Source organism: Salinibacterium sp. M195 (assembly GCF_019443965.1).
Classification (GTDB): domain Bacteria; phylum Actinomycetota; class Actinomycetes; order Actinomycetales; family Microbacteriaceae; genus Rhodoglobus.
Genome location: NZ_CP040814.1, coordinates 960,705 through 983,010, shown reverse-complemented (window position 1 = coordinate 983,010; position 22,306 = coordinate 960,705). Strand labels below are relative to the sequence as shown.

Here is a 22,306-nt window from a genome sequence, read left to right as displayed (position 1 = left end):
ATCAGTGAAGAAACAGATCAACGTCGTCGGTGCCGTCATCGTTCGCGACGGCCTCATTCTCTGCGCCCAGCGCGGACCCCATGGGGCATTGCCTGGGATGTGGGAGTTCCCCGGCGGCAAGATCGAAGCCGGCGAGACTCCCCGCGATGCGCTCGCACGCGAGATCACCGAAGAGCTTGAGTGCGAGGTGGCCGTGGGCGAGCTGATCACCACCACGACTCACGAGTACGACTTCGGGATCGTCGTGCTGACCACGTTCTACTGCGCGCTGCTGTCCGGCACGCCAGCGCTGACCGAGCATGCGGAGGTGCGCTGGCTCGCGCCTGCCGCGCTGAGCGACCTCGAATGGGCTCCCGCCGACATCCCTGCCGTCGAACTGATTGAGACGGCGGCGAGCGCCTAATGTCACTGGACCTTCACGACCTCAAGCCGTTCGGCCAAGACGTCAGTTTCGGCTACGTCGATAAAACAGTCGCGGCCCCTCGAAGGCTGCACCCGCATTTGGTCCTCAACACCGAGACAGACTCGATGTTGCGTGCGCTGCGCAGTGAGCTGCAGCGAGCGACTTCGTTCACTTTCTCGGTTGCCTTCGTCTCGCCACGAGCCATCGCACTGCTCAAGCAGGAGTTGATCGACTTCGAAGGTGTCGGTCGAATCATCACCTCCGACTATCTAGGGTTCAACTCCCCGCGTGCCTTCTCGGAGCTGCTCAATCTCCGCGAGCTCGGGATCGATGTTCGAATCCACAACGAGAGTGCATTCCACCCCAAGGGCTACGTCTTCCAACAACCCAACGGTGTGACAGCAATCCTGGGTAGTTCGAATCTCACCGAAACCGCTTTAGCGAAGAACCACGAATGGAACCTTCGCGTCTCCGCCACGCGCGACAGTGATCTCGCTGAGCAGTTCAGTAACCTTCTTGACGACGAGTTTTTCAACTCCGAGCCGCTCACTCAGGCATGGATTGATGACTACGCAGCTAATTATCGGCCTCCAGCCGACAGACCCCGAAGCGTGCGGCGAACGGCTGCTGCAGAAACGGCACCAGCCTCCGTCGGCTCGATCACGCCGAACAATATGCAGGTCGATGCGCTCAAAGCCATCGCGACAGTTCGCGCCGCGCACAAGGACCGAGCCCTCATCATCTCCGCGACCGGCACAGGAAAGACGATCCTTTCTGCTTTAGACGTGCGGGAGGTCAACCCGAGACGACTGCTGTTCGTTGCTCATCGTGAACAGATTCTTGACAGGGCGATAGTCGAGTTTCAGAAGGTATTGGGTGCACCCAGAGAAGACTTTGGAAAGATCACTGGCACCAAGCGTGAGCCCCACAAGCGTTACGTGTTCGCTACTGTGCAAACGCTCTCGCAGCAAGGCGTGCTCGACAGTTTGGACCCTGCGACTTTCGATTACATCTTGATCGACGAGGTTCATCGAGCTGGAGCGAACAGCTTTACAAAGGTCTTCGACCATTTCACTCCCAAGTTCATGCTCGGGATGACGGCCACCCCTGAACGCCCCGACGGTGAGAACATCTTTGAGCTGTTCGACTACAACGTGCCTTACGAGATCCGACTCAACTCAGCGCTCGAACTAGACATGCTGGCGCCATTCCATTACTACGGCGTTGCCGACCTCACCTTCGAAGACGGTTTTTCGACGGATGAAGCGACTCCGCTTTCACGACTCGTCACGGCCGAGCGCATAGACCACATTCTGAAGTCGATCGAGACCTATGGCCAAGCGGGTAGGAAACCCCGGGGTCTCATCTTCTGCAGCAGGAAAGAGGAAGCGCACGCTCTCTCCGCTGAGCTGAACACCCGGACGCTACGCCGGAGTACGTTGCGCACGGTCGCGTTGACCGGCGAGGACTCCATTCAGGAGCGCGAGGCGGTCGTCGAACGCCTTGAAGCGGGAGAGCTCGACTATGTGCTCACCGTGGACATCTTCAACGAAGGCGTCGATATCCCCTCGGTCAACCAGATCATCATGCTCCGGCACACCCAGTCGAGCATCGTGTTCGTCCAACAACTAGGCCGGGGACTACGGAAGGTTGAGGGCAAGGATTACCTCGTCGTCATCGACTTCATCGGGAACTATAAAAATAACTTCCTCATCCCGATCGCACTATTTGGTGACGACTCGCTCAACAAGGAGTCAATTCGAAAGAACCTCATCGCTGCTGAAGAGGCGGGAGTACTCGCGGGGCTGTCTAGTGTGCGCTTCGACCGGATATCGCAGAAGCGGGTTCTTGATTCTTTAGCGAGAGTCAAGTTAGACAGCTTGCAGAACCTCAAGAGCGCGATCGAAGCTGTGAGGAACCGCGTCGGCCACGTTCCGCTACTTTTCGATTTCCTGAAATTTGAGTCGGTTGATCCATTAGTGCTAGCGACCAACCACAACTTCCGGAACTACCCGGAGTTACTCTCGAAATTGAAGATCCGCGAACTCGACGTATCTACGGCAGCCTCGCTGATGTTGACGGTTATCTCTAGGGAGCTTTTCAACGCAAAACGGCCACACGAATTGCTACTCCTGGAACGCCTTCTTGCCGGCAGCGCGCTTAGCCGGCAAGATATCGCTTCAATATTTGAGCTAGTGGGCCTACCGTCATCAGACGAGATCGTTGAGAGCGCCATCCGGAGTCTCACTCTCGCGTTCAACACCTCCTCCGAGGCCGACAAGTTTGCAACCCAAGGCCCGGGGACTGATGACGGCGACTTCGTGAAGCTAACATCGGCATACTCAGAGGAGTACCTGTCCTCTGAGCCATTCCGCTCAGCCGTAGACGACCTTGTGAGGACCGGTCTCGCTCGTATAAAAAGCCGATTCGCGTCCGACCAGCCGTTCACACCGGGCCTCCAATACTCCAGGAAGGACGTTTGTCGTCTACTGAATTGGGAAAAGAACCGCTCTGGAGTGATCAACGGGTACAAAGTCGATCTTCAAACCATGACTTGCCCGATCTTTGTAACCCTTCATAAGTCGAAGGACATCTCAGCGAGCACGGCATACGCGGATGCTCTCATCGATAGCCAGAACATGATTTGGTCGACTAAAAGCAAACGAAAACTTGATAGCAAAGAGCTGACGCCGATATTAAGCAACGACGCTGCCCTCCATGTCTTCATGCAGATGGACGATGCTGAGAAAGAACGATTTTATTACCTCGGTCACGCTCAATCGAGCGGCGCGTTTCAGACGTCGATGACGGACGACGAAGGCGCTGAATTGCCGGTAGTTCATATGAACCTCCGCTTCGACGATCCCCTCAATCCGGCTATGTTCGACTACTTCCACACGTCACAAATGTTCGCAACACCGAAAAGTCAGCACCCCCTGCCACACTAGCCACGTGACAGATACCCGCACCGATGCCCTGACCGTTCTCCGCACGCTTGTGGGCAACGAGACTGCCGATTTTCATGAGGGACAGTTTGAGGCGATCGAGACGCTCGTCGATGGGCGCCGCCGGGCGCTGGTGGTGCAGCGCACCGGGTGGGGAAAGTCCGCCGTCTACTTCGTCTCCACCCTGCTCATGCGCCGGCGAGGTGCGGGCCCTACCGTGCTCGTGTCGCCACTGCTGGCGCTCATGCGCGATCAGATTGCCGCGGCATCCCGCGCCGGAGTTCGGGCCGTCGCCATCAACTCCACCAACCCCCACGAATGGGCCGAAGTTCAGCAGCAGCTCGCCAACGACGAAGTCGACGTGCTGCTCGTCTCGCCCGAACGCCTCAACAACCCCAGCTTTCGCGACAACCAACTGCCCGCACTGATCAACCGCATCGGGATGCTCGTCGTCGACGAAGCGCACTGCATCAGCGACTGGGGCCACGACTTTCGCCCCGACTACCGCCGCCTGCGCGAACTCATCGCCACCATGCCCGACGGCGTCCCCGTGCTCGCCACCACAGCCACCGCCAACTCCCGCGTCGTCGCCGACATCGCCGCGCAACTCGAAACCGGGAGCAGCGACAGCGTCGAAAACACAGCCACGGGCGGCACCGAAGTCGTCACCATCCGTGGCCCCCTGGCGCGAGCATCCCTTCGCCTGGGTGTCCTGAAGCTGGCGGATGCCCGAGCTCGCCTCGGCTGGCTGCTGAGCCACCTCGCCGAACTGCCCGGCAGCGGCATCATCTACACGCTTACCGTTTCGGCCGCCGAAGACACCGCGCGGCTGCTGCGCGACAGCGGCATGGATGTGCGCGCCTACACCGGCAAAACCGACCCGCAAGAACGCGAAGAGTCCGAACAGGCGCTCAAGAACAACACCGTGAAAGCACTCGTCGCCACGAGTGCCCTCGGCATGGGCTTCGACAAACCCGACCTCGGCTTCGTCGTGCACCTCGGCGCCCCGTCCTCCCCCGTCGCTTACTACCAACAGGTTGGCCGCGCCGGCCGCGCCACCGACAACGCCGACGTGCTGCTGATGCCGGGCCGCGAAGACGAAGACATCTGGGAATACTTCGCCACCGCATCCATGCCCGACCAGGCCAACGCCGAACTCGTGATCGCCGAACTCACCGCCGCCGCAAACTCCGGCGCCGGGCCCGTCTCCACCCCCGCGCTCGAAGCCCGCGTAAACCTGCGCCGCACTCCGCTCGAGCTGCTGCTGAAAGTGCTCGACGTGGATGGTGCTGTCGCCCGCGTGCAAGGCGGCTGGACCGCCACCGGCCAGCCCTGGAGCTACGACGCCGAACGCTACGCCGGAGTCACCGCCGCCCGCCGAGCCGAACAACAACACATGCTCGACTACGAACGACTGCCCGCCGGCACCGAAGGCTGCCGCATGGAATACCTGCAACGCGCCCTCGATGACGACACCGCCAACCCCTGCGGCCGCTGCGATAACTGCGCCGGCGTCTGGTACCCGACAGACATCAGCACGGATGCCACCACCCGCGCCACCGCCACCCTCGACAAAGTCGGCGTGCCCATCGAACCCCGCGCGCAATGGCCCACCGGAGCCGACAAGCTCGGCGTCCCCGTGCGCGGACGCATCAACCCCGAACTGCGCGCCACCGAAGGTCGCGCCCTCGCCCGCCTCACCGACCTCGGCTGGGGCGGCACGCTGCGCACCCTCTTCGCCCCCGGCACACCCGACGCGCCAGCGAGCCCCGCGCTTGTTACAGCTTGCGTCCGCGTGCTCGCCGACTGGGGGTGGGATGAGCGACCCGTCGCCGTCGTCTCGATGCCGTCACGCAACAAACCACAACTCGTGGCATCCATCGCCGAAGCCCTCGCCAGCGCCGGCAAACTGCCCTACCTCGGAACGCTCAGCCACACCGGCGGCGGGCCCACCGGCGAACCCGGCGGCAACAGTGCCTACCGGTTGGCGAGCGTGTGGGGACGATTCGAATGGGCTGGCGGCAACAGTGCAGCCGGAAGCGCCGAGGGCACCGCATCAGCAGCAGGCAACCCGCTACCCCACGGCCCCCTCCTGCTCGTCGACGACCTCGTCGACTCCCGCTGGACCCTCACCATCGCCGCCAAGGCGCTCCGCGAAGCTGGAGCGGATGCCGTACTCCCGTTCGCGCTCGCCCTCCGCGGTTAGCACTGCACGAGCAGCACTGCACGAGCAGCACTCCAAGAAACTCCTGCTGACAGCCCAACAAAAAGCTAGTCTGATAGCTCAAGCAACAACGCCGTTGCCGCGCGATCGGAGGTCGCCACCGTGTCAGACATCTCTACCAAACCCCACAACTTTGCCCTCGGCGCGTTCCTCTCAGTGCTGGCGATACCCCTCGCAATCGCCTCAGCAGTGATCGTCGGCCTGCTGGGGACTGGAGTCGCAGCCGCAGTCGCCGCGATTGGCATGTTTGCGGCATTTCAACTCTTCGCCCTAGGCTCACGTGGCCCGGTCAGTCGAGGCCGCGACTTTCTCTTCGCCCTCGTCGTCGGTGCCATCGCCACCGTTCTCGGAGCCCTCGCGGGACTGCTCACCGACGCCTACAGTTCCTTTGTTGCCGGCGGCGGAACCAGCGGCATCCTCGAAAACCTCTTTGCCGGACGCGTCGAACTCCCATTTCCCAGTCGCCCAGAAGAGGTCGTGGTCCCCCTCACCATCACCGCTGTCCTCGCCATACTCGCGGTCGTCATGAATGCGGCCAAGGCCCTCGCTGTTCACCGCGACAACATCATGGCCAAAGCCAACGCTGTTGCAACATCGGCCACCAGCCACCTAGAGACTTCACGAACCGCATTGACATCATCCGCCAAGAATTCAGCGAATGCCGCCAACCAGTTCGCCAACCACGTCATGACGATCAATACCTCGTCACCGGGCATCCTGCTCAACGGCAAACCACTCGGCGAACAGGATCAGACCAAGAACCAGCTGTTGCACCGATTGCGCGAGCTGATTGATAGAGCCCTCCGAGGGTAGACAAGACCCTCAAGGGCAGCCGTTACCGAAAGCTGCACTCGGAGAAATACTTAGCGACCGTGAGGGCTATTAGAAGGTGCCCGGCGAGAGCTTCGTGCTGATCCCGTGGAGAGAAGCACGAGCCACAGCGCGATCAGACGGCGGCATCGACACAGAGCGGAAGTTTGCGGATGGCCTCAACGACAGCCGACGCCACAACTCGAGCAGATTGATTTTCACCAAATTCTTCTCCGGCCTCGGCAAATGCCGTTACCGCCCCATTCCTCATCCGGTCGACGATCGCGACTGCTTGATCCGTGGGCACCCTCAAGCGGGCACCCACTTTCACCAGGTCGGCCGTTGAAATAGCGTCAGAACGATACTTGCCGTTCACATTCATCGGAAGCAACACAACTTCATCATCCGTGCGATACGGCGCATACGTGGCCAAGTCATAGAGCGGAGCCAACGCCACAGTCTCGTTCTCCAGAAGGAGCGAGTAATTCTTAGCGTGCGCGTCTGTGCCGCCAATAACAACATTAAAGACAAAAGCTGCGAAAAACTCCCCCGATGCCTCACGCCGGTCTGAGGCAATCGGGAACCGTTCTGTCAGAGTCGCAAAGTCGCCCACACCCGGCCCACCTTCCGTGCGCTGGTACTTCTTGGCCGGCGTTACACCCAACGCCTGGCACAAATCCTCTTGATGGAGGCGGTGCCATCGTCCGCCCGAGAAAACTCTGTCGTATCGCTTGGACACGAACGTGCTTACGTCGCCGAAGTTGCGAACGTAACTCTCTGAGACGTTTAGACCTAAAAGCCGAGCTGCATTCATCGTCATCTGCTCGATGACATCGATGTCTTTCATTTCGCCAGCGTTCGGTTTGAAAATATGCGTCGTTGGAGTCGCATCCTCAGGCAACGCCCACCGTCCGGAAGCCAACTCGTGGAGGGCAATTTTCGGTTGCGCCCCTGCCAAACTGAAGCGCCCATCCGCCTGCGTTACCGGTTTACCATCGCGATACTCGCTTATGGCCTCGTTGAGTTTCTCCTCAATCTGCTCATCGGTCAGCTCAGCGACCCGGCTCCGCGTCTCTACAGCATCAGGTGAACTCGCTCCGTGCGGCACAAATTGCAGCGCGCCGGCGACATCTTTCCCGACGTGTTCGAGCATTGCAAAGGGGCTCGCAGCCGAGACCGAATATGTACTGGCGATCGCCGCAAGCGCCTGGGCGTTATCCGGAAGCAGCCCTTGGATGAACGGCAAGACCACACGGTTCTTGTGCGCTTTCACATCGACCGGCATCGATAGCGAGAGTGGAGTTGGATTGGTCCTCGCTGCATAGGAATCGTCGTATAAAAACGTGAGCGCGCCATTCGATGACATCTGGGCGACGCCGGCGAGATTGCCATCCAGATAAACGTCAAGCTGTCGGTTTGGCATGAACACCCTCGTTCCGAATCCGGGATTCTGAGCGCGACAGCGGCTGGAGCTCTAGTTCATAGCCGAGCGCTTGAAACACATCAAGAACCTTGTTTGCCTCAACCGTGGGCTTGCCGCGCTCGAAGTCCATGAGCCACTTGCGGGAGACAAACGCGCGTTCCGCTAGTTGCTGCTGGCTCAACCCCGCTTCTGAGCGGAGTTGCTTCACGCGCGCTCCTAGCGCCCGTACGTTTTTCATCGATTCCTCCTCGCTGCCATTCCACACACCGTGTCACCGTACGGTGTCATCGTAGCATGTCACCGTACGGTGACAAAAGAAAATGTCACCGTACGCGCACATAATGCGATGCGGTCGTACGGTGACATTCTTGTCCACAAAATTGAGGGCACGACGATGACGAGAGCTCTATCGATCACGTCCAGAAACACTGCTCGAGGGCGAGCACCCGCGGCTGTCACCCGTTTGTTCTGGAGAAACAACTACCCATCCGCGGCGCCCGGCGTCTCCGAATAACTCTGCACACAGGAGTTCCGGCACCGGGCCGGGCGAGGAGGCATCTTGGCGATCATCCGTTACACCGGGATCTACAACGCAGACGGTGGCGTGTGGGGCGAAACCCGCTACGTGATCGGGCACATGCTTGGCACCGCCGCGTGCTCGCTGTGCGACATCACGCACTCGCCGATTGTGCTCGCGCATCACGACGACGGTCGCATCTCGACAGCGCTACGCGATCACGAACTTGAGGCCGTCAGCGGGTCAGTGAGCGCATTCGAAACCGCGCTCACCCAGGCAGTCAGGGCCTGAGGAGACTGAACACCCACGCCATTGTGAATACGACGACAGCCATGAGCGGGAAAAGCCAGTTGACGGCGATCCGCAACTGGCGCCAATCGCGTGGTCGCTCCTCGTCATCCGGTGCGTGCAATGGCGCAATAATCTCATCATCGTCGCGGCTGCGCAGCGTCGCGACAGTACCGACAACGGAGAGCATAATCAGCACAGTCCCGGCGCCGAAGAGCAGCGGTAACGCAGACCCCATCAGCCACGCGTCAGCCGCGGACGCCGGAGCCAAGAACGCCGCGAAACCGCCGGAAGCCCCCGCGACGAGCATCAGCACCACTGGAAGCCACCGTTGGCGGATGACCGCTCGCGGATAGAACGGGAAAGCAAACAACACGGTCAAGAGCACAGGGATGCCCAACAGCAGCAGCTGAGGCACCGAGACGAGAACGAGGTCCTGATCGAACCGTGCAGTACTGGCCAATGCAAATATGAGGAACGTGAAGAGGCCCAACACGGGCAGAAGCACCGTGCGGATTCCTCGCACACGCGTATTCATAGTGGGGAGTTCCAGCGACGCCGCGTACTCACCTGCAGAACCAAACGCTTCTTCCGCACTCTGCCCAGAGTCGGCCAGAAGCTCACGAACGCTGGCGACGGCATCCCCGATTGCGGGGCCAGGCACGTGGCGCAAGCGAAGCTCGACAGTGAAGTACTCGATCCAGATATCGTCAGTCATTGAGGTTGTCATGGGGTATCCGTTTCTGCTGTCCGCGCTGCGTTCAAAAAGTCGCTGCCAATCGTGGCAAATCGCAGCCAATCCGATCGTGTTCGGTCTAGCTCGATTTGCCCTCGTTTCGTGAGCGAAAAGTACTTGCGGCCTGGGCCGCCGTCACCCGGGCGCCACTCGACGGAGACGAACCCCACCGACTCATAGCGACTGAGAAGGGGATAGAGGGTGCCACCCTTGACCGTCCCCAACCCATTGGCTTCGAGCTCAGCGATGATCGCGTAACCGTAGGAAGCGCCTTGCTCCAGCGCGCGCAGGGTGAAGACTCCCAGCACCGCACGCATCCAGTCGCTCGGCCACTCAGGAATTGGCCCCGCAGCTTTCGGCCCTTCTAAACTCATGACTAGATTGTCTCTCTAACTAGTTAGACATGTCAAGACTATTCCTCCGACGGTCGAGCGCGCGCTCAACCGATCGCTCCGGTTGACTTTCCACTCGCACAGGCGTCTAATAGAGATACCCCCAAGGGGTATCATCCGAAAGCGCACGCGGAGGTTCTCATGCCTGGTTACGACGACAACAAAGAGTTGCTGCTCAAACGCCTGCGCCGCGCTGAGGGCCAGGTGCGCGGCATCCACCGCATGATCGAAGAAGATACCTACTGCATCGACGTGCTCACGCAGGTGTCTGCCGCGACCAAGGCTCTCGAGTCCGTCGCCCTCGCACTACTCGATGACCACTTGAGCCACTGCGTCGCCGAAGCGAGCCGCGAAGGCGGACCTGTCGCTGACGAAAAACTCCGCGAGGCGAGTGCGGCCATCGCGCGCCTCGTTCGTTCCTAAAACTCGTTCCTAACAACAACTTCCGCCCGCGCCCCGCGCCTGCGGCAATCGAAGGAGAAACATGTCTCACACTGCCGATTACTTGGTCGAAGGAATGACCTGCAGCCACTGCGTCTCGAGTGTCACCGAAGAACTCTCTGAAGTGGATGGCGTGACCGCCGTCAGCGTCGATCTCGCCTCTGGCTTGCCGTCCACCATTTCTGTCACGTCTGAGTCAGCTCTCGACGACGCCACCGTCAGCGCCGCTATCGAGGAGGCAGGCTACACGCTCGTGAAGAGCCTCTAATGGCCTCTGACCCCGGCACCGTCAACCTCTTGGATGTCGAACTCGACATCACCGGAATGACCTGCGCTTCCTGCGCAGGCCGCATCGAGCGCAAGCTCAACAAGCTCCCCGGCGTCGAGGCGAGCGTGAATTACGCCACAGAAAAAGCTCGCGTCCGAGCACCAGAGGGCATGGATCCCGATCAGCTCTTGGAGACAGTGAAGGCTGCGGGATATAGCGCCGTCATCCCCGCTCCGATTTCTGAGACCCCGGATGCTGCCAACTCTCCCGTCGTCGAAGACCGCGCCCAGCAGTTGCTTCGGCGCCTGCTGATCTCGACCGCGCTCACGGTACCGGTCGTGTTGATGTCGATGATCCCAGCGTTGCAGTTCACGTACTGGCAGTGGCTGGCGCTCACGCTCGCGGCTCCCGTTGCCGTGTGGGGTGCGTGGCCGTTCCACCGCGCTGCCGCCATCAATGCGCGTCACGGTGCCGCGACGATGGACACGCTCATCAGCCTCGGGGTAATCGCCGCCTTTGGCTGGTCGCTCTACGCCCTCTTCTTCGGTGGTGCTGGCGAAGCCGGCATGCACATGACGATGACGTTCTTCGGAACCCCCCACGGCGGCGCGAGCGAAATCTATCTCGAAGTTGCTGCTGCCGTCACGGTGTTCATCCTGCTCGGCAAGTACATCGAAGCGCGTGCCAGCCGCGAGTCGGGCGCCGCACTGCGCGCTCTGCTCGAACTCGGCGCGAAGGATGCCGCCGTTCTGCGCGGCGGCACAGAACAGCGCGTTGCTGTCTCCTCGCTCGTCGTCGGCGACCATGTTGTCGTGCGTCCCGGCGAGAAGATCGCCAGCGATGCGCTCGTCATCGAAGGCAACTCTGCCGTCGACGCAAGCATGCTCACCGGCGAATCCGTTCCCGTTGAAGTCGGCCCCGACGATCGCGTCACTGGCGCCACGCTCAACGTTGGCGGACGACTCGTCATCGAAATCACTCGTGTCGGCCGCGACACCGAACTGGCCCGCCTCGGTCGCATGGTCGAAGAAGCGCAGACCGGCAAAGCCGACATCCAGCGTCTCGCCGACCGCGTTTCGGCGATCTTCGTTCCCGTCGTGCTCGGCCTCGCGGTCGTTGCTTTCGTCGGCTGGATGATCGCCGGTGGCCCCATCGAGCTCGCCTTCACCGCAGCCGTCACCACGCTCGTTATCGCGTGCCCGTGCGCCCTCGGCCTCGCAACGCCGACCGCCCTGCTCGTGGGCACCGGTCGCGGATCCCAGCTCGGCATCCTGATCAGCGGACCCCAGGTTCTTGAACAGACCCGCGCTGTCGACACCATCGTGCTCGACAAGACCGGAACTGTTACGACCGGCGAAATGCGCCTCAGCTCGATCGAGGTACTTGAGGGCGAAAACGAGGAGCTCGTGCTGGCCCGTGCCGCCGCCGTTGAGGCTGGCTCCGAGCATCCGGTCGGTCGCGCGGTTGTCGCAGCGGCCACCACGCGCGCCGTCGCCCTGCCCACCGCCACCGACTTTGCCGCTCACGCCGGCAGCGGTGTTCAAGCGACAATCGACGGCACCGTTGTGCTCGTCGGCAAGCCGTCGTGGCTCGCCACCGACCAGCAGCAGACGGTGTCGGATGCCGCCCTCACCCTGGTCGAGAAGGCGGAAGCTGCCGGATCCACCGCAATGGTTATCGCGTGGGACGGCCAGGCGCGAGGCGTGCTGGTTGTCGGCGACACCATCAAGGCAAGCAGTGCGGACGCCATCGCCGAGTTCGTGCGGCTCGGCCTGCGCCCCGTGCTGCTCACCGGTGACAATGCGGGAGCTGCGGCATCCGTCGCCACCACGGTCGGAATCACCGATGTTCACCCCGGGGTCAGCCCGCAGGGCAAGCTCGATGTGATCCGCAAGCTTCAGGCTGACGGTCGCGTGGTTGCGATGGTCGGTGACGGAGTCAATGACTCTGCTGCGCTGGCCGCCGCCGACCTCGGCATTGCCATGGGCGGAGGAACGGATGCGGCGATCGCCGCCAGCGACATCACTGTCGTCAGCGGGGACTTGCTTGTCGTGGCCGACGCTGTGCGGCTTGCCAAGCGCACCCTCGGCATCATTCGCGGCAACCTGTTCTGGGCTTTCGCCTACAACGTGGCGGCCCTGCCGATCGCGATGTTGGGCCTGCTCAACCCACTTATCGCGGGGGCGGCAATGGCCTTCTCGTCGGTGTTCGTTGTAATGAACAGCCTGCGCTTGCGCGGGTTCAAGGGAAGCGCCCGCCAGTCGAACTGACCGGCGAACGCGCGGTGCGATTCGGGCAGCGCGCCTCGACTCCGTCGCCCAATCATCAGCCAGTAAGCTGCCGTCGCATCCACGAGTCCCGTGTCGCGATGGCCGACTTCGAGATGATCGCGTCAGGGGCGATTACATCGAAACCGTGGAAACCACCATCCCAAATGTGCAACTCTGCCTGACCCCCTACTGCCCAGATGCGACTCGCGAAGGAGACACACTCGTCACGGAAGACCTCGGCCGAACCGCAATCGATAAACGTTGGCGGTAACGAGCTGAGGTTTTCCTCGCGGCCCGCGGCCGCGTAGATGGACACGTCGGCGGTACCGGCGCGAGCGCCAAGCAGAGCGCCCCAACCGGTTCGGTTCGATTCGCGGTCCCACGTTCCTATTCCCTCGAACTGCTGCGAGGAAACTGTGTCGTCACGGTCGTCGAGCATCGGGCACAACAGCATCTGCGCTGAAATCGGCGGCCCGCTCCGATCGCGGGCGAGGAGCGCCATTCCGGCGGCCACCCCTCCGCCCGCACTGATGCCGAGCGTAATGAGTCGACGGGGGTCGAAGCCAAGCATTTCGGCATTCTCCGCCGCCCACACGAGAGCTGCATATGCATCCTCGACGGGGGTCGGATCGGGATGCTCTGGGGCCAGTCGGTATTCGACTGCGATGACGACAACGTCATCACGCACGATCCACTCGGTCAGTCGGTCGATGCCGGCGAAGCGGTCGCCCGCGATCATGCCTCCGCCGTGGACAAAGAGGATTCCCGCACCAGTCGTATCGTGATCGGCACGCGCGATGACGCTGACCTCAATCTGTTCACCGCGGTGTCCATTGATGGTGTGATCTACCCGTCGAGTGGGTTGCCCAGCGAACTGTTCCTCGTACGAGCCCGTACTGATGGCGGCACGCCGGCTCAGGATTGTTTCAGCGGTTAGTGGATTGAAGCCGCCACCGGGCAACGCTGCAAGCCCCTCGCGTGTTTCACGGTCATAGGGTGGTCTCGCGACAGAATCGATCATCATGCGGTCTCCTTCATCATCGAATGCGGGCTCAAACCGGCGCGGTCGAGTAAAACCATGAATCTCTACAGGTGAGATAAATCTAGCGCCCCCGCTCGGCGCGTTCAACCGAGGTTGCGGGCGTTAGTTGCTCAATTTCTTGCTGGACGCTCAAGATGCGGGTCACCGCCTCTTGGACTGCCGCCACAGAGCTTGCGCTGTGCTGATAGAAGCCAGAACTGCTTTTGGCGCCGAGTTCGCCCCGTGTGACGCGATCCACGAGCAGCGCATTCGGCGTGGCTGAGTTGTCTAAGCTGGGAAAGATTTGGGTGCACACGGCCCGGAAAATGTCGAGACCGCCGAGGTCCGCCACCCCGATTGGCCCCACGGCTGCCCACCGCGCGGCCAGTCCGCTAGTGACGATGGCATCGATATCCGCCGCAGTAACGACTCCGGCCTCGACGAGGGAAAGAGCTTCACGCAACACCGCAGCCTGGAGCCGGTTCGCGACAAAGCCGGGGCGCTCGGCGCTCAAAAGAACGGGGCGCTTTCCCAACTTGAGGAGAAGCGAGGTGAACAGATCCACGCTCTCTGGCCGGGTTTTCGGGTGGGGAACTACTTCGACGAGCGGGATGATGTCGGCCGGATTGAAGAAGTGTCCGACAAGAAATCGCTCGGGGTTAAGAACAGAGTCGGCCAGCACGCTCGGCATGAACGTCGAGGTATTGGAGGCGATGAGACCGTCGGTCGCGTGCGAGATCGTGCGGAGGACTTTCGCTTTGACGTCGAGGTCTTCGCTGACAGCCTCGAATACGACGGAAGCCCCAGAGACACATTCCTCAATACTCGACACAACCCGAGCGCCCGACGGGGCCTCGTCAGCGAGGAATGGGTCGTGGACATGCACTTCGTAGTCGGCTTGGAGGAGGAGGCGCGAAATACCTTTGCCCATGGTCCCCAACCCGATGACTGCGACCTGATTTTCGCGAACGTTGATCATGCACTCTCTCCATTCACCGTTGACAAGCTTCGAGGCTGAACTCTACAGTGAAGAGGATTTATGAAACAGACTATTTCATTAATTGAAACTTCAATGGAATAGCGATGTTATAGAGCTCAGTCATCGAGACGAAGCTCCACGGCCTCCAATGAGGTCGGCAGCAGGTTAGAGGCCTCGGTATCGCACGGTTGGCCTTCCGCAGTGCACGGACCACAAACAAGGAGAACAACGACAATGACGTCGACACGTGTCACCAACAAAGGCGTAACAAGACGAAACTTTCTCGGCCTAGTGGCCGCCACCGGTGGGGCGACCGTGCTTCCGGTAGCCGGCGCTGCTGGACCAGCGTTTGCTGCTGGGGCACCAGCAACTCCGGTAGCCCATGCAGCAAGTGTCGGCTTCGCGCAGGGCGACCTCGGCATCACATCGGGAGCACTCGGCAACTGGGGCGATTCCGTTGCTCTTGCGTTTGATGGAGACCGTCGCAGCATTGGTGCCGACCTGAACACCGCTCATCCACTCAGTGCGATCGAACTAATTCGTCAGGGCGAAGATGGCGACCCGCACCAGAGACTCGGCGTCAAGATTGGCGTGCTGACGTATGACACTGATCCCACCAGCAGCAGCTTCGCGCACTTCAACATCACTGCCACTGCCGCACTCGATTACCTCAGTCGTTCAGTGGGATTCGACCTCCAAAGCGAACGGATTGTCCGCCGCCTCCAACTGCACAATCGTGCCGCGACGGCTCGGGCTGTGGCCGCCGATTACACGCTGTGGGCCAGCGATGACAATGCGGTTTGGGCACCCTTAACCGGGTGGGACTTCACAGCGGAGGTCGTTGACGGCAGAATGCAGCACACCTTCGACGGGTTCGAAGTAACCGCTCGGTACGTGAAGATCAACTTCGACTTTCCCGGAACAGCGGGATTCGACTTCATTCTCGATAGCCCGCTTGAAAACGCACGCGCTTTTGGCAGCATGCCTCCGCCAGAACCCGGCCCCGTTCACCGCATCACTAGCCGCGACCTCTCGGTCTGGGTCAGCGACGACAACGCATCATGGACCAAGATTCCCGATGTGCACATCGTCAACGTGGGAACTTCACTGTGGCTCTACGGCTTCGCGGTGAGTACCCGCTACGTCAAAGTTCATATGCACCGTGAAGACACCGGCGCCGAGACGTTCCTTATTACCGACATTCAATCGGGAATGCGTGTCTACGACATCCCGACGGATGCTTTCGTCGCCGCCGGTGGCGGCGCCTGGACGTGGGTCACCCCCGTGCTCGTCAGCAATCCGACAGCGGAGACTCTCCGTGACCGTGCGGTGTTCATCTCCGCAGCCAGTCTCGATGTTGACGGCCTCGTTGCAGCCGGGCGACTGCAGACCGACCTCAGAGACCTACGCTTCGCCACCACCGACGGACATGAACTGCATGCCTACTCAAACGGTGACGGTGTCTATGTTCGCATCCCCAGCATTGCACCGAGCGAGCAACAGGAGATTCTGGCCTACAGCGGAAACCCTGCCGCGTCATCCCGTGTCGCCCACGATGCGGGTGCGCTTCAGGTGGAGTACGGGCAGCGGACGCTCACGCCGCAGACGGGCATCGGCAATTGGGGCGGGAGCGGGATGAAGGTCGTCCAGCTTCCGAGTGGGCTCATGATGGCCGCCGCCGGCTACTCGGGCGGGCCATACCAGCTCGCAGCACGATTTAGCTCCGATGGCGGACGCAGCTGGGGAGCCGTCGAACCGATCACTCCCGTGGTTGACCCTCCGGTGACTGCCGTGAGCCCCGGTGGCTTCCTCCTCGATCCTGTCACCGATGTACTGTCGATCTTCTTCCTCATCCAGACCGTCTACACCTCTGGCGGGGACTTGATGGATCGGGCGCAGAACGACGTGCAGTTATGGACTGCTCGAACCACTGGCTATGATGCCAGTGGTCGTCCGGTCTTTGGCCCACTCCAGCACATCCCTCTGCAGGTACAGGCGTCAGGGCTGCCCGTTGCGTGGGGGCTGTCGTACTCAAACGGAATCCGTACCGCCGCTGGCACACACCTCTACCCCGTGTCGTACATGATCGACTCCACCGGAACATTTGCGAGCACAGTGTTGCGCTCGACCGACGGCGGCGCCTCCTGGGCCCAATCAACCGAGCTTATTCTGCCGAGCGCCCCCGTCGGCTATGAACGCGGTGTCACCGAGCTTGCCATTACAGAGCTTGATAGCGGGGATGTCCTGCTCGTCGCAAGGCAACAAGACATGTCGAAGCACTACTTCTTGTCTTCGACTTCGGCTGACGACGGGCTCTCATGGTCGATACCCTCCGACAGCAAAATCTTGTCCAGCAACACCGCCGCCGCCCTCTTCCGCGACGAGAGTGGAGGCCACGGAATGACGTGGCCAGGACACAACGGGTTCGGCCAGGTTAGCTACTATCGCAACAACCTCACAGCCGCGTACAGCGACGACGACGGCGAAAGCTGGAATGGCTACCAAGACCTTCTCGCCGCTTCCTCGATCTCGACACCGGGGTGGGGAAACGTCAATGAAACCCGCACCGCGGTCAACGCCGACTCGTGGGTCGGGCCCGACGACGGGAGGGTCTTCGCGTGGGGACGTCCGACACAGCCGACCATCGTCATGCACGTTGACGACTACGAATCCTTCGTGCGTGATAGCCACGGCGCCCTCGACATTCCTGTCTATCGTTCCGCCGGAGGGGCTAGTAACGGAACCGAGCTCACATCATCCCGCTGGTGGAGAACGACCCGAACCGGAACGGTTGACCTCGTTGAGGGCAGCCGTCCTGACCGGCAAGCCGTGCGCCTACTTTCGTCACCGCTGGGCCCGGCAGGCGCATCTCGCCTATTCCCGGCCATCCGCAAGGGAAAGATCTGCTTCGGGCTACAGATTGCCAACATTGTTGACGAAGTGCATCTTGTGCTGCAGGAAGGTTTCTCCGCACACCACAACGCGCGCGGTACAGCTCTCTCACTGAAGATCACTCCGTCGGGTGAGCTGCACATCACCACTGACAGCGTGTTCGCCCCGATTCGAGCCATCGGACACCGCAGTGCCGACGTCGATCCCGCGTTGGGAAACCTCACTGCGATGGGAACCCACCAAATCGTTGCCTACGATTACCAAAATCGAAGCATGGGCGCAGATTTGGGATCGCCACGAGAGGTCACTGGTCTCGAACTAGTCGACAACGACTTCGTCAGTTCAACCGGGAACCGCATCGACCCAGGATTACTGGAGGTCTGGATCTCGGACACGAACGCAGGCGACTGGACTCCAGTTTCAGGGTGGTCGGGCGTAAAGAACGGCAACGTCATCACGGTGTCTGGTGCCCCGCTAACGACGCGGTACATCAAGCTCGCGCACCCGTACTCCGACAGCGGGTGGACCGTCGGCAACGACGAACAGCAGATGATTCGAGTGCTGCCGGATGCTGATGAAGATCAGTCCTTCAGCGCACTTTCAACGCCGACGTCACTAGTTGCCGGGACCTGGCACCGATTCGAGATCGAGGCCGACATTCCCGGCGACCGGATCGTCGTGACCGTCGACGGCGTTGAGCGCGCCGCTGTGTCAGTGCTGCACCCCGCCGAGGTCCTCACCCACTTCTTGCTTCTCGGTGGCTCCGCAGCCTCGGGCGACGTTCGTATCGATGAATTCTTGGTTCAGGACACAGCTCAGGGCCTGCCGGTCGTAGCCCGGGTTGGCGACACTTACGAAGTTGGTTCAACCCCTCCGGGCAGCGGTGGCGGAACCGGTTCTGGGGGCAGCGGCACAGGCTCCGGTGGCGGCGCCGCCGTGGGTGCTGATGCTGGTGCGGTCACCACTTTTGACCGCGCCCTCGCTGTGACGGGAGCGCCGGCACCGAATTTTGGGGCGCTAGCGGTGATCGGTGCTGTGGGTGCTGCATTGGGTGGGGGAATCCTCCTGCTTCGCAACCGCAACGTTGGACGCCAAGAAGAGAGCCACCCTGATTCTCCGACGCTCGAATAGCCCATTGGATTCCCCAAACGTGCACTGCTACATCTCGTCGTTGTCAAGATCTCTCCATTCCCTCGCGACGGGGACTGTCGTAGTGTTGCTGTGACCTGTTTCTCCAGGTGGAACTCGGAGCATTGAAATTATGGCTAAACCAGCGACCCCGGCGACAGACGAGCCAAGCTATTCCATTCGCGCTGTTCAACGCGTTTGCGATCTCCTCGACTTCATTCAGGCCAACCCTGGAACGTTGACCTTGGTTCAGCTGTCTGAGGCCGCGAGCCTGCCTAAGAGCTCTGCGTTTCGCTACTTGGAGACACTGGAGCAGCGCGGGTATGTTCACCGGGGCGCATCGGGCGTTTACTCGGTCGGTGTTGCACTGCGAACTGAACGAGTGGATGTAATCGTCGACCGGGCGCGCCCGTATCTCGTTGAGCTACGCGACCAGTTTGAGGAGACCGTGAATATTGGTCGGCTCGATTTCAACCGAGTCCTTTACCTCGATGTTGTCGAGAGCCAGCGCTCTGTGCGGCTCTCTGTTCGCCCCGGCGATCGGGAGAGCATCCATTCGACCGCGCTCGGAAAGGCCGTAGCCGCGCATTTGCCTGAGCGGCAAGTACGCGGAATCCTCCACGTCAGCGGGATGCCACGCCTCACTGATGCGACAATCACGAGCGACGAAGACTACCTGGCCGAGCTAGAGAAAGTGCGGACTCAGGGGTATGCCATGGATGATGGCGAGAACGAACGCGATGGTCGCTGTGTCGCAGTCAGCATCCCGGGGCTACCCGTGCCTATGGCCATCAGCCTTTCGGCACCGGCAATGCGTTTTCCCCGTGAGGACGTGCCGCGCGTAGCGCGCCGGCTCATCGAGATCGCAGAACGTCTCTCCGGTCCGCTAGCGAACGACGAGCCTGATTCGCCACCGACTTCCGCACTCGACTAAGCAAAAATCGCCGAAGTCTACCCACCTAGTAAAACTAGACGTGCAGACAGGCAAAACCGATGTTAGGGTTAGTGGTCAATTGAGCCCTGAGCGATTGGACAAAGATGACTGCGCTTGACCAGTTTCAGATGGACGGCGCTATCGCTGTCGTCACCGGCGGAACCGGGCTGTATGGAACACCATTCAGCCGGGCATTAGCCGAAGCAGGTGCGCACGTCGTCATCACCTCGAGAGTCCTTTCCTCGGCACAGCGCTCAGCGACTGAACTGACCAAGCTGGGGCTGTCCGCAGAGGGGTACGAACTCGATCAGGCCGAGCCAGCCTCCATCACGGCCTTTCGAGACAAGGTGCTGGCCGATCACGGTCGAGTCGACGTTCTCGTCAACAACGCAGTTCTCCGGGCGGGTGGAGACCTTCAAGGCACGTCCGCTGAGGATTGGGCAGCCACCTCAAACGTGAACAGCCGCGGCCTCTTCCTGCTGACGCAGGCAATTGCAGAATCAATGCAGAAGCGGCGATCTGGCACGATCGTCAATATTGCGTCGATCTACGGACTCGTTGCCCCGGATTTTCCGATGTACGAGGGAACCTCCGTGACGTCACCCATCTTCTATGCGTATGACAAGGCGGGGATGATCGGCATGACCCGCTATCTCGCGAGTGCGCTCGGGCCGCACGGAGTGCGCGTTAATTGTCTTGCGCCAGGCGGCCTCCGAACGGAGGAGACAGATGCCGCTTTCGACGCCGCTTATCGCTCACGAGTGCCGCTCGGCCGCATGGCTGAACCGGATGACGTCATTGGCGCCCTGCTCTTTCTCGCGTCAAGCGCGTCTCGCTACGTCACCGGCGTCACCCTTCCCGTCGATGGTGGCTGGACCGCGAAATAGCGTCCCAAGTTACGATCACGTTTCGTTGCTTGACTACGGATGCTCTGCGCATCTAACATCATGAATGAAACAGCAGCTTTCATTCAATGAAACAGCTCGGCAGCGTTGCCGGTCTGTTCTGAAACGGAGACAATCACATGAGAACTCGTAGACCACTCATGCTGGTCGCTACGGCGGCTGTCGTCGCCCTTCTGGCGACGGCGTGCTCAGGGAACACCAACGATGGTTCCGGGGGTGACAGCGACTCGCGTGAGGCTAGCGTGCAGTTGTATCAAGCTCCGACGACCTTCAACCCGCTAGTGGCGGCAATTGGGCCCAACCAGCTCATGGGCCAGTTGCACTGGGATGGACTTCTGTCTGTCACAGCTGATGCCGAGTACGGCCCCCGGTTGGCCGAATCGTGGGATGTGTCAGAAGATGGGCGCACCTGGACGTTCAACCTTAGGGATGACGTGAACTGGAGCGATGGCGAAGCCTTCACTGCAGACGACGTTGTTTTCACCTTCAACCTCTATGCAAACCCAGAATCCGGAAGCGCCTATGCGGGCAAGTACGCCGGAGTAGTCGGCGCTACCGAGTTTGCAGACGGTGCGGCAGATAGTGTCGCTGGCTTCCGCGCCCCGGATGACTACACCTTCGAGATCGAGCTTGAGGACCCGAACGTCGCGTTCCTCGAAGAACTCGTAGCTCCGATTTTCTTCATTCTGCCTGAGCACATCGTTGGAGAGCTTCCGCTCGAAGGACTCACCGACAACCAGTTCTTCCGGGAACCGAGCGTCGGCATCGGACCTTACATCTTCGAGGAATGGCTCACCGACGATCAAGCATCGTTCGTAGCTAACCCCGAATACCGCAGCGAACTCGGTCTTGACCGCGTTTATGCACGCTACCTTGCCACCGACGTCGCTATGGCTCAGCTCGAGACCGGCGAATTGGACTTCGCTCAAGTTTCCGCTGCTGACTTTGAGCGGATGAGCGGAATCGACGGAATCACGCTGCAAGAGGTCGAGGGACCAGGCGTCATGGCCTTGCACCCCGCACTAGACATGCCGCCGCTGCAAGACCCGCTCGTGCGTCAGGCAATCATGCACGCTGTAGACCGCGAGGCACTCGTTGATGAAGTACTTGCCGGCCACGGCAAGGTCGTCGACACTCTCGTTCACGGTCCTGACTGGGCAGTCCCCGGTGACCTCACTCACTACGACTACGACCCAGAAAAGGCGCGTGACCTCCTCGCTGAAGCGAATTGGGATGCCAGCACCACGGTCGAGCTCATGATTGTCCCCGGGCAACGCGACCGCGACACGATCATGACTATCGTGGCGGCACAACTCCAAGAGGTGGGAATCAACGCCGTTGTTGAGCAAGTCGAGCCGGCAGAGCAGGGTGACCGAATCGGTAACCGTACCTTCGGAACGCTTCTCTCGGCATATGGCCTGTTCAGTGTTGACCCGGCATCGATGAACGCTCGCGTTATGTGTGAGCAGATCGGTGGAGCCAACTTGGTTGCGTACTGCAACCCTGAGTTGGACACTCTTCTCAAGGCCGGCGTAGCGACCACCGATCAGTCGGAACGCGAAAAGATCTACGCGGAAGCGCAGCACATCATGAACGAGGAACTGCCGATCATGGTGCTCTACGTTCCGAATGTACTGGGCGCAACCAGCGACCGCCTTCAGGGCCTAGACCTGAACCCGCTCGCAACGGATGCGTTCTGGGACGCCGCTGAATGGACGGTCACCGACTAG

At 60.8% G+C, this 22,306-nt stretch carries 18 protein-coding genes; 12 read left to right on the top strand and 6 right to left on the bottom strand.

The window, feature by feature from the left end:
- Window positions 1–4: 4 nt before the first annotated feature.
- The 4 genes from FFT87_RS04655 (at window position 5) to FFT87_RS04640 (ending at window position 6,385) form a co-directional block, all read left to right on the top strand.
- Complete coding sequence (locus FFT87_RS04655; protein WP_219950187.1) at window positions 5–403, top strand: (deoxy)nucleoside triphosphate pyrophosphohydrolase; 399 nt, start codon at window positions 5–7, stop codon at window positions 401–403.
- Window positions 403–3,351: a DUF3427 domain-containing protein gene (locus FFT87_RS04650; protein WP_219950186.1), complete on the top strand. Its 2,949-nt coding sequence runs from the start codon at window positions 403–405 to the stop codon at window positions 3,349–3,351. The genes FFT87_RS04655 and FFT87_RS04650 overlap by 1 nt, the downstream gene beginning before the upstream one ends.
- Window positions 3,352–3,355: 4 nt before the next feature.
- Entirely contained in the window at window positions 3,356–5,554 is a 2,199-nt protein-coding gene (locus FFT87_RS04645; RefSeq protein WP_219950185.1) for an ATP-dependent DNA helicase RecQ, read from the top strand.
- 120 nt (window positions 5,555–5,674) lie between these two features.
- A complete protein-coding gene (locus FFT87_RS04640; protein WP_219950184.1) occupies window positions 5,675–6,385 on the top strand; it encodes a hypothetical protein in 711 nt (236 codons plus the stop codon).
- Window positions 6,386–6,518: 133 nt separating this feature from the next.
- Here the strand turns inward: FFT87_RS04640 and FFT87_RS04635 are convergent, their stop codons facing one another.
- Together FFT87_RS04635 and FFT87_RS04630 are read right to left on the bottom strand one after the other, a co-directional pair.
- Complete coding sequence (locus FFT87_RS04635; protein ID WP_219950183.1) at window positions 6,519–7,805, bottom strand: type II toxin-antitoxin system HipA family toxin; 1,287 nt, start codon at window positions 7,803–7,805, stop codon at window positions 6,519–6,521.
- Window positions 7,786–8,013: a helix-turn-helix domain-containing protein gene (locus FFT87_RS04630; RefSeq protein ID WP_219950182.1), complete on the bottom strand. Its 228-nt coding sequence runs from the start codon at window positions 8,011–8,013 to the stop codon at window positions 7,786–7,788. Before FFT87_RS04630 ends, FFT87_RS04635 begins: the two co-directional genes overlap by 20 nt.
- Before the next feature lie 351 nt (window positions 8,014–8,364).
- Here FFT87_RS04630 and FFT87_RS04625 point away from each other — a divergent pair, with 351 nt between their 5' ends.
- The gene (locus tag FFT87_RS04625; RefSeq protein ID WP_219950181.1) at window positions 8,365–8,613 is read left to right on the top strand and encodes a hypothetical protein; all 249 of its coding nucleotides are present in this window, start codon (window positions 8,365–8,367) and stop codon (window positions 8,611–8,613) included.
- On the opposite strand, the gene FFT87_RS04620 is transcribed toward FFT87_RS04625, so the two are convergent.
- Entirely contained in the window at window positions 8,603–9,340 is a 738-nt protein-coding gene (locus tag FFT87_RS04620; RefSeq protein WP_219950180.1) for a hypothetical protein, read from the bottom strand. The two genes, FFT87_RS04625 and FFT87_RS04620, sit on opposite strands and share 11 nt — an antisense overlap.
- On the bottom strand, window positions 9,337–9,720 hold the full coding sequence (locus FFT87_RS04615) for a PadR family transcriptional regulator (RefSeq protein ID WP_219950179.1): 384 nt from the start codon (window positions 9,718–9,720) through the stop codon (window positions 9,337–9,339). The genes FFT87_RS04620 and FFT87_RS04615 overlap by 4 nt, the downstream gene beginning before the upstream one ends.
- 159 nt (window positions 9,721–9,879) lie before the next feature.
- Here FFT87_RS04615 and FFT87_RS04610 point away from each other — a divergent pair, with 159 nt between their 5' ends.
- From FFT87_RS04610 to FFT87_RS04600, 3 genes are all read left to right on the top strand, one after another.
- Window positions 9,880–10,161, top strand: a complete 282-nt coding sequence (locus tag FFT87_RS04610; RefSeq protein WP_219950178.1) for a metal-sensitive transcriptional regulator — start codon at window positions 9,880–9,882, stop codon at window positions 10,159–10,161.
- Between the two features lie 61 nt (window positions 10,162–10,222).
- Window positions 10,223–10,447 carry a heavy-metal-associated domain-containing protein gene (locus FFT87_RS04605; protein ID WP_219950177.1) on the top strand — a complete coding sequence of 75 codons (225 nt, stop codon included), beginning with the start codon at window positions 10,223–10,225 and terminating at the stop codon, window positions 10,445–10,447.
- On the top strand, window positions 10,447–12,717 hold the full coding sequence (locus FFT87_RS04600; protein WP_219950176.1) for a cation-translocating P-type ATPase: 2,271 nt from the start codon (window positions 10,447–10,449) through the stop codon (window positions 12,715–12,717). The genes FFT87_RS04605 and FFT87_RS04600 overlap by 1 nt, the downstream gene beginning before the upstream one ends.
- 55 nt (window positions 12,718–12,772) lie before the next feature.
- Here FFT87_RS04600 and FFT87_RS04595 read toward each other — a convergent pair whose 3' ends face one another.
- Together FFT87_RS04595 and FFT87_RS04590 are read right to left on the bottom strand one after the other, a co-directional pair.
- Entirely contained in the window at window positions 12,773–13,741 is a 969-nt protein-coding gene (locus FFT87_RS04595) for an alpha/beta hydrolase (RefSeq protein ID WP_370628570.1), read from the bottom strand.
- Window positions 13,742–13,820: 79 nt separating this feature from the next.
- Window positions 13,821–14,717 carry a 3-hydroxyacyl-CoA dehydrogenase family protein gene (locus tag FFT87_RS04590; RefSeq protein ID WP_219950175.1) on the bottom strand — a complete coding sequence of 299 codons (897 nt, stop codon included), beginning with the start codon at window positions 14,715–14,717 and terminating at the stop codon, window positions 13,821–13,823.
- 234 nt (window positions 14,718–14,951) lie between these two features.
- Between FFT87_RS04590 and FFT87_RS04585 the strand changes: the two genes are divergently transcribed.
- From FFT87_RS04585 to FFT87_RS04570, 4 genes are all read left to right on the top strand, one after another.
- Entirely contained in the window at window positions 14,952–18,740 is a 3,789-nt protein-coding gene (locus FFT87_RS04585; RefSeq protein ID WP_219950174.1) for an exo-alpha-sialidase, read from the top strand.
- A gap of 130 nt (window positions 18,741–18,870) precedes the next feature.
- Window positions 18,871–19,671 (top strand): IclR family transcriptional regulator, encoded by an 801-nt coding sequence (locus FFT87_RS04580; RefSeq protein ID WP_219950173.1) that lies wholly within the window; start codon window positions 18,871–18,873, stop codon window positions 19,669–19,671.
- 104 nt (window positions 19,672–19,775) lie between these two features.
- Window positions 19,776–20,558, top strand: a complete 783-nt coding sequence (locus tag FFT87_RS04575) for an SDR family oxidoreductase (protein ID WP_219950172.1) — start codon at window positions 19,776–19,778, stop codon at window positions 20,556–20,558.
- Between the two features lie 137 nt (window positions 20,559–20,695).
- Window positions 20,696–22,306 (top strand): ABC transporter substrate-binding protein, encoded by a 1,611-nt coding sequence (locus FFT87_RS04570; RefSeq protein ID WP_219950171.1) that lies wholly within the window; start codon window positions 20,696–20,698, stop codon window positions 22,304–22,306.

Excerpts from the sequence above, each read along its gene's own strand:
- FFT87_RS04650 (WP_219950186.1), top strand. The coding sequence starts at position 403 with ATGTCACTGGACCTTCACGACCTCAAGCCGTTCGGCCAAGACGTCAGT.
- FFT87_RS04635 (WP_219950183.1), bottom strand. The coding sequence starts at position 7,805 with ATGCCAAACCGACAGCTTGACGTTTATCTGGATGGCAATCTCGCCGGC.
- FFT87_RS04620 (WP_219950180.1), bottom strand. The coding sequence starts at position 9,340 with ATGACAACCTCAATGACTGACGATATCTGGATCGAGTACTTCACTGTC.
- FFT87_RS04615 (WP_219950179.1), bottom strand. The coding sequence starts at position 9,720 with ATGAGTTTAGAAGGGCCGAAAGCTGCGGGGCCAATTCCTGAGTGGCCG.
- FFT87_RS04610 (WP_219950178.1), top strand. The coding sequence starts at position 9,880 with ATGCCTGGTTACGACGACAACAAAGAGTTGCTGCTCAAACGCCTGCGC.
- FFT87_RS04605 (WP_219950177.1), top strand. The coding sequence starts at position 10,223 with ATGTCTCACACTGCCGATTACTTGGTCGAAGGAATGACCTGCAGCCAC.
- FFT87_RS04600 (WP_219950176.1), top strand. The coding sequence starts at position 10,447 with ATGGCCTCTGACCCCGGCACCGTCAACCTCTTGGATGTCGAACTCGAC.
- FFT87_RS04595 (WP_370628570.1), bottom strand. The coding sequence starts at position 13,741 with ATGATGATCGATTCTGTCGCGAGACCACCCTATGACCGTGAAACACGC.
- FFT87_RS04590 (WP_219950175.1), bottom strand. The coding sequence starts at position 14,717 with ATGATCAACGTTCGCGAAAATCAGGTCGCAGTCATCGGGTTGGGGACC.
- FFT87_RS04585 (WP_219950174.1), top strand. The coding sequence starts at position 14,952 with ATGACGTCGACACGTGTCACCAACAAAGGCGTAACAAGACGAAACTTT.
- FFT87_RS04580 (WP_219950173.1), top strand. The coding sequence starts at position 18,871 with ATGGCTAAACCAGCGACCCCGGCGACAGACGAGCCAAGCTATTCCATT.
- FFT87_RS04575 (WP_219950172.1), top strand. The coding sequence starts at position 19,776 with ATGACTGCGCTTGACCAGTTTCAGATGGACGGCGCTATCGCTGTCGTC.
- FFT87_RS04570 (WP_219950171.1), top strand. The coding sequence starts at position 20,696 with ATGAGAACTCGTAGACCACTCATGCTGGTCGCTACGGCGGCTGTCGTC.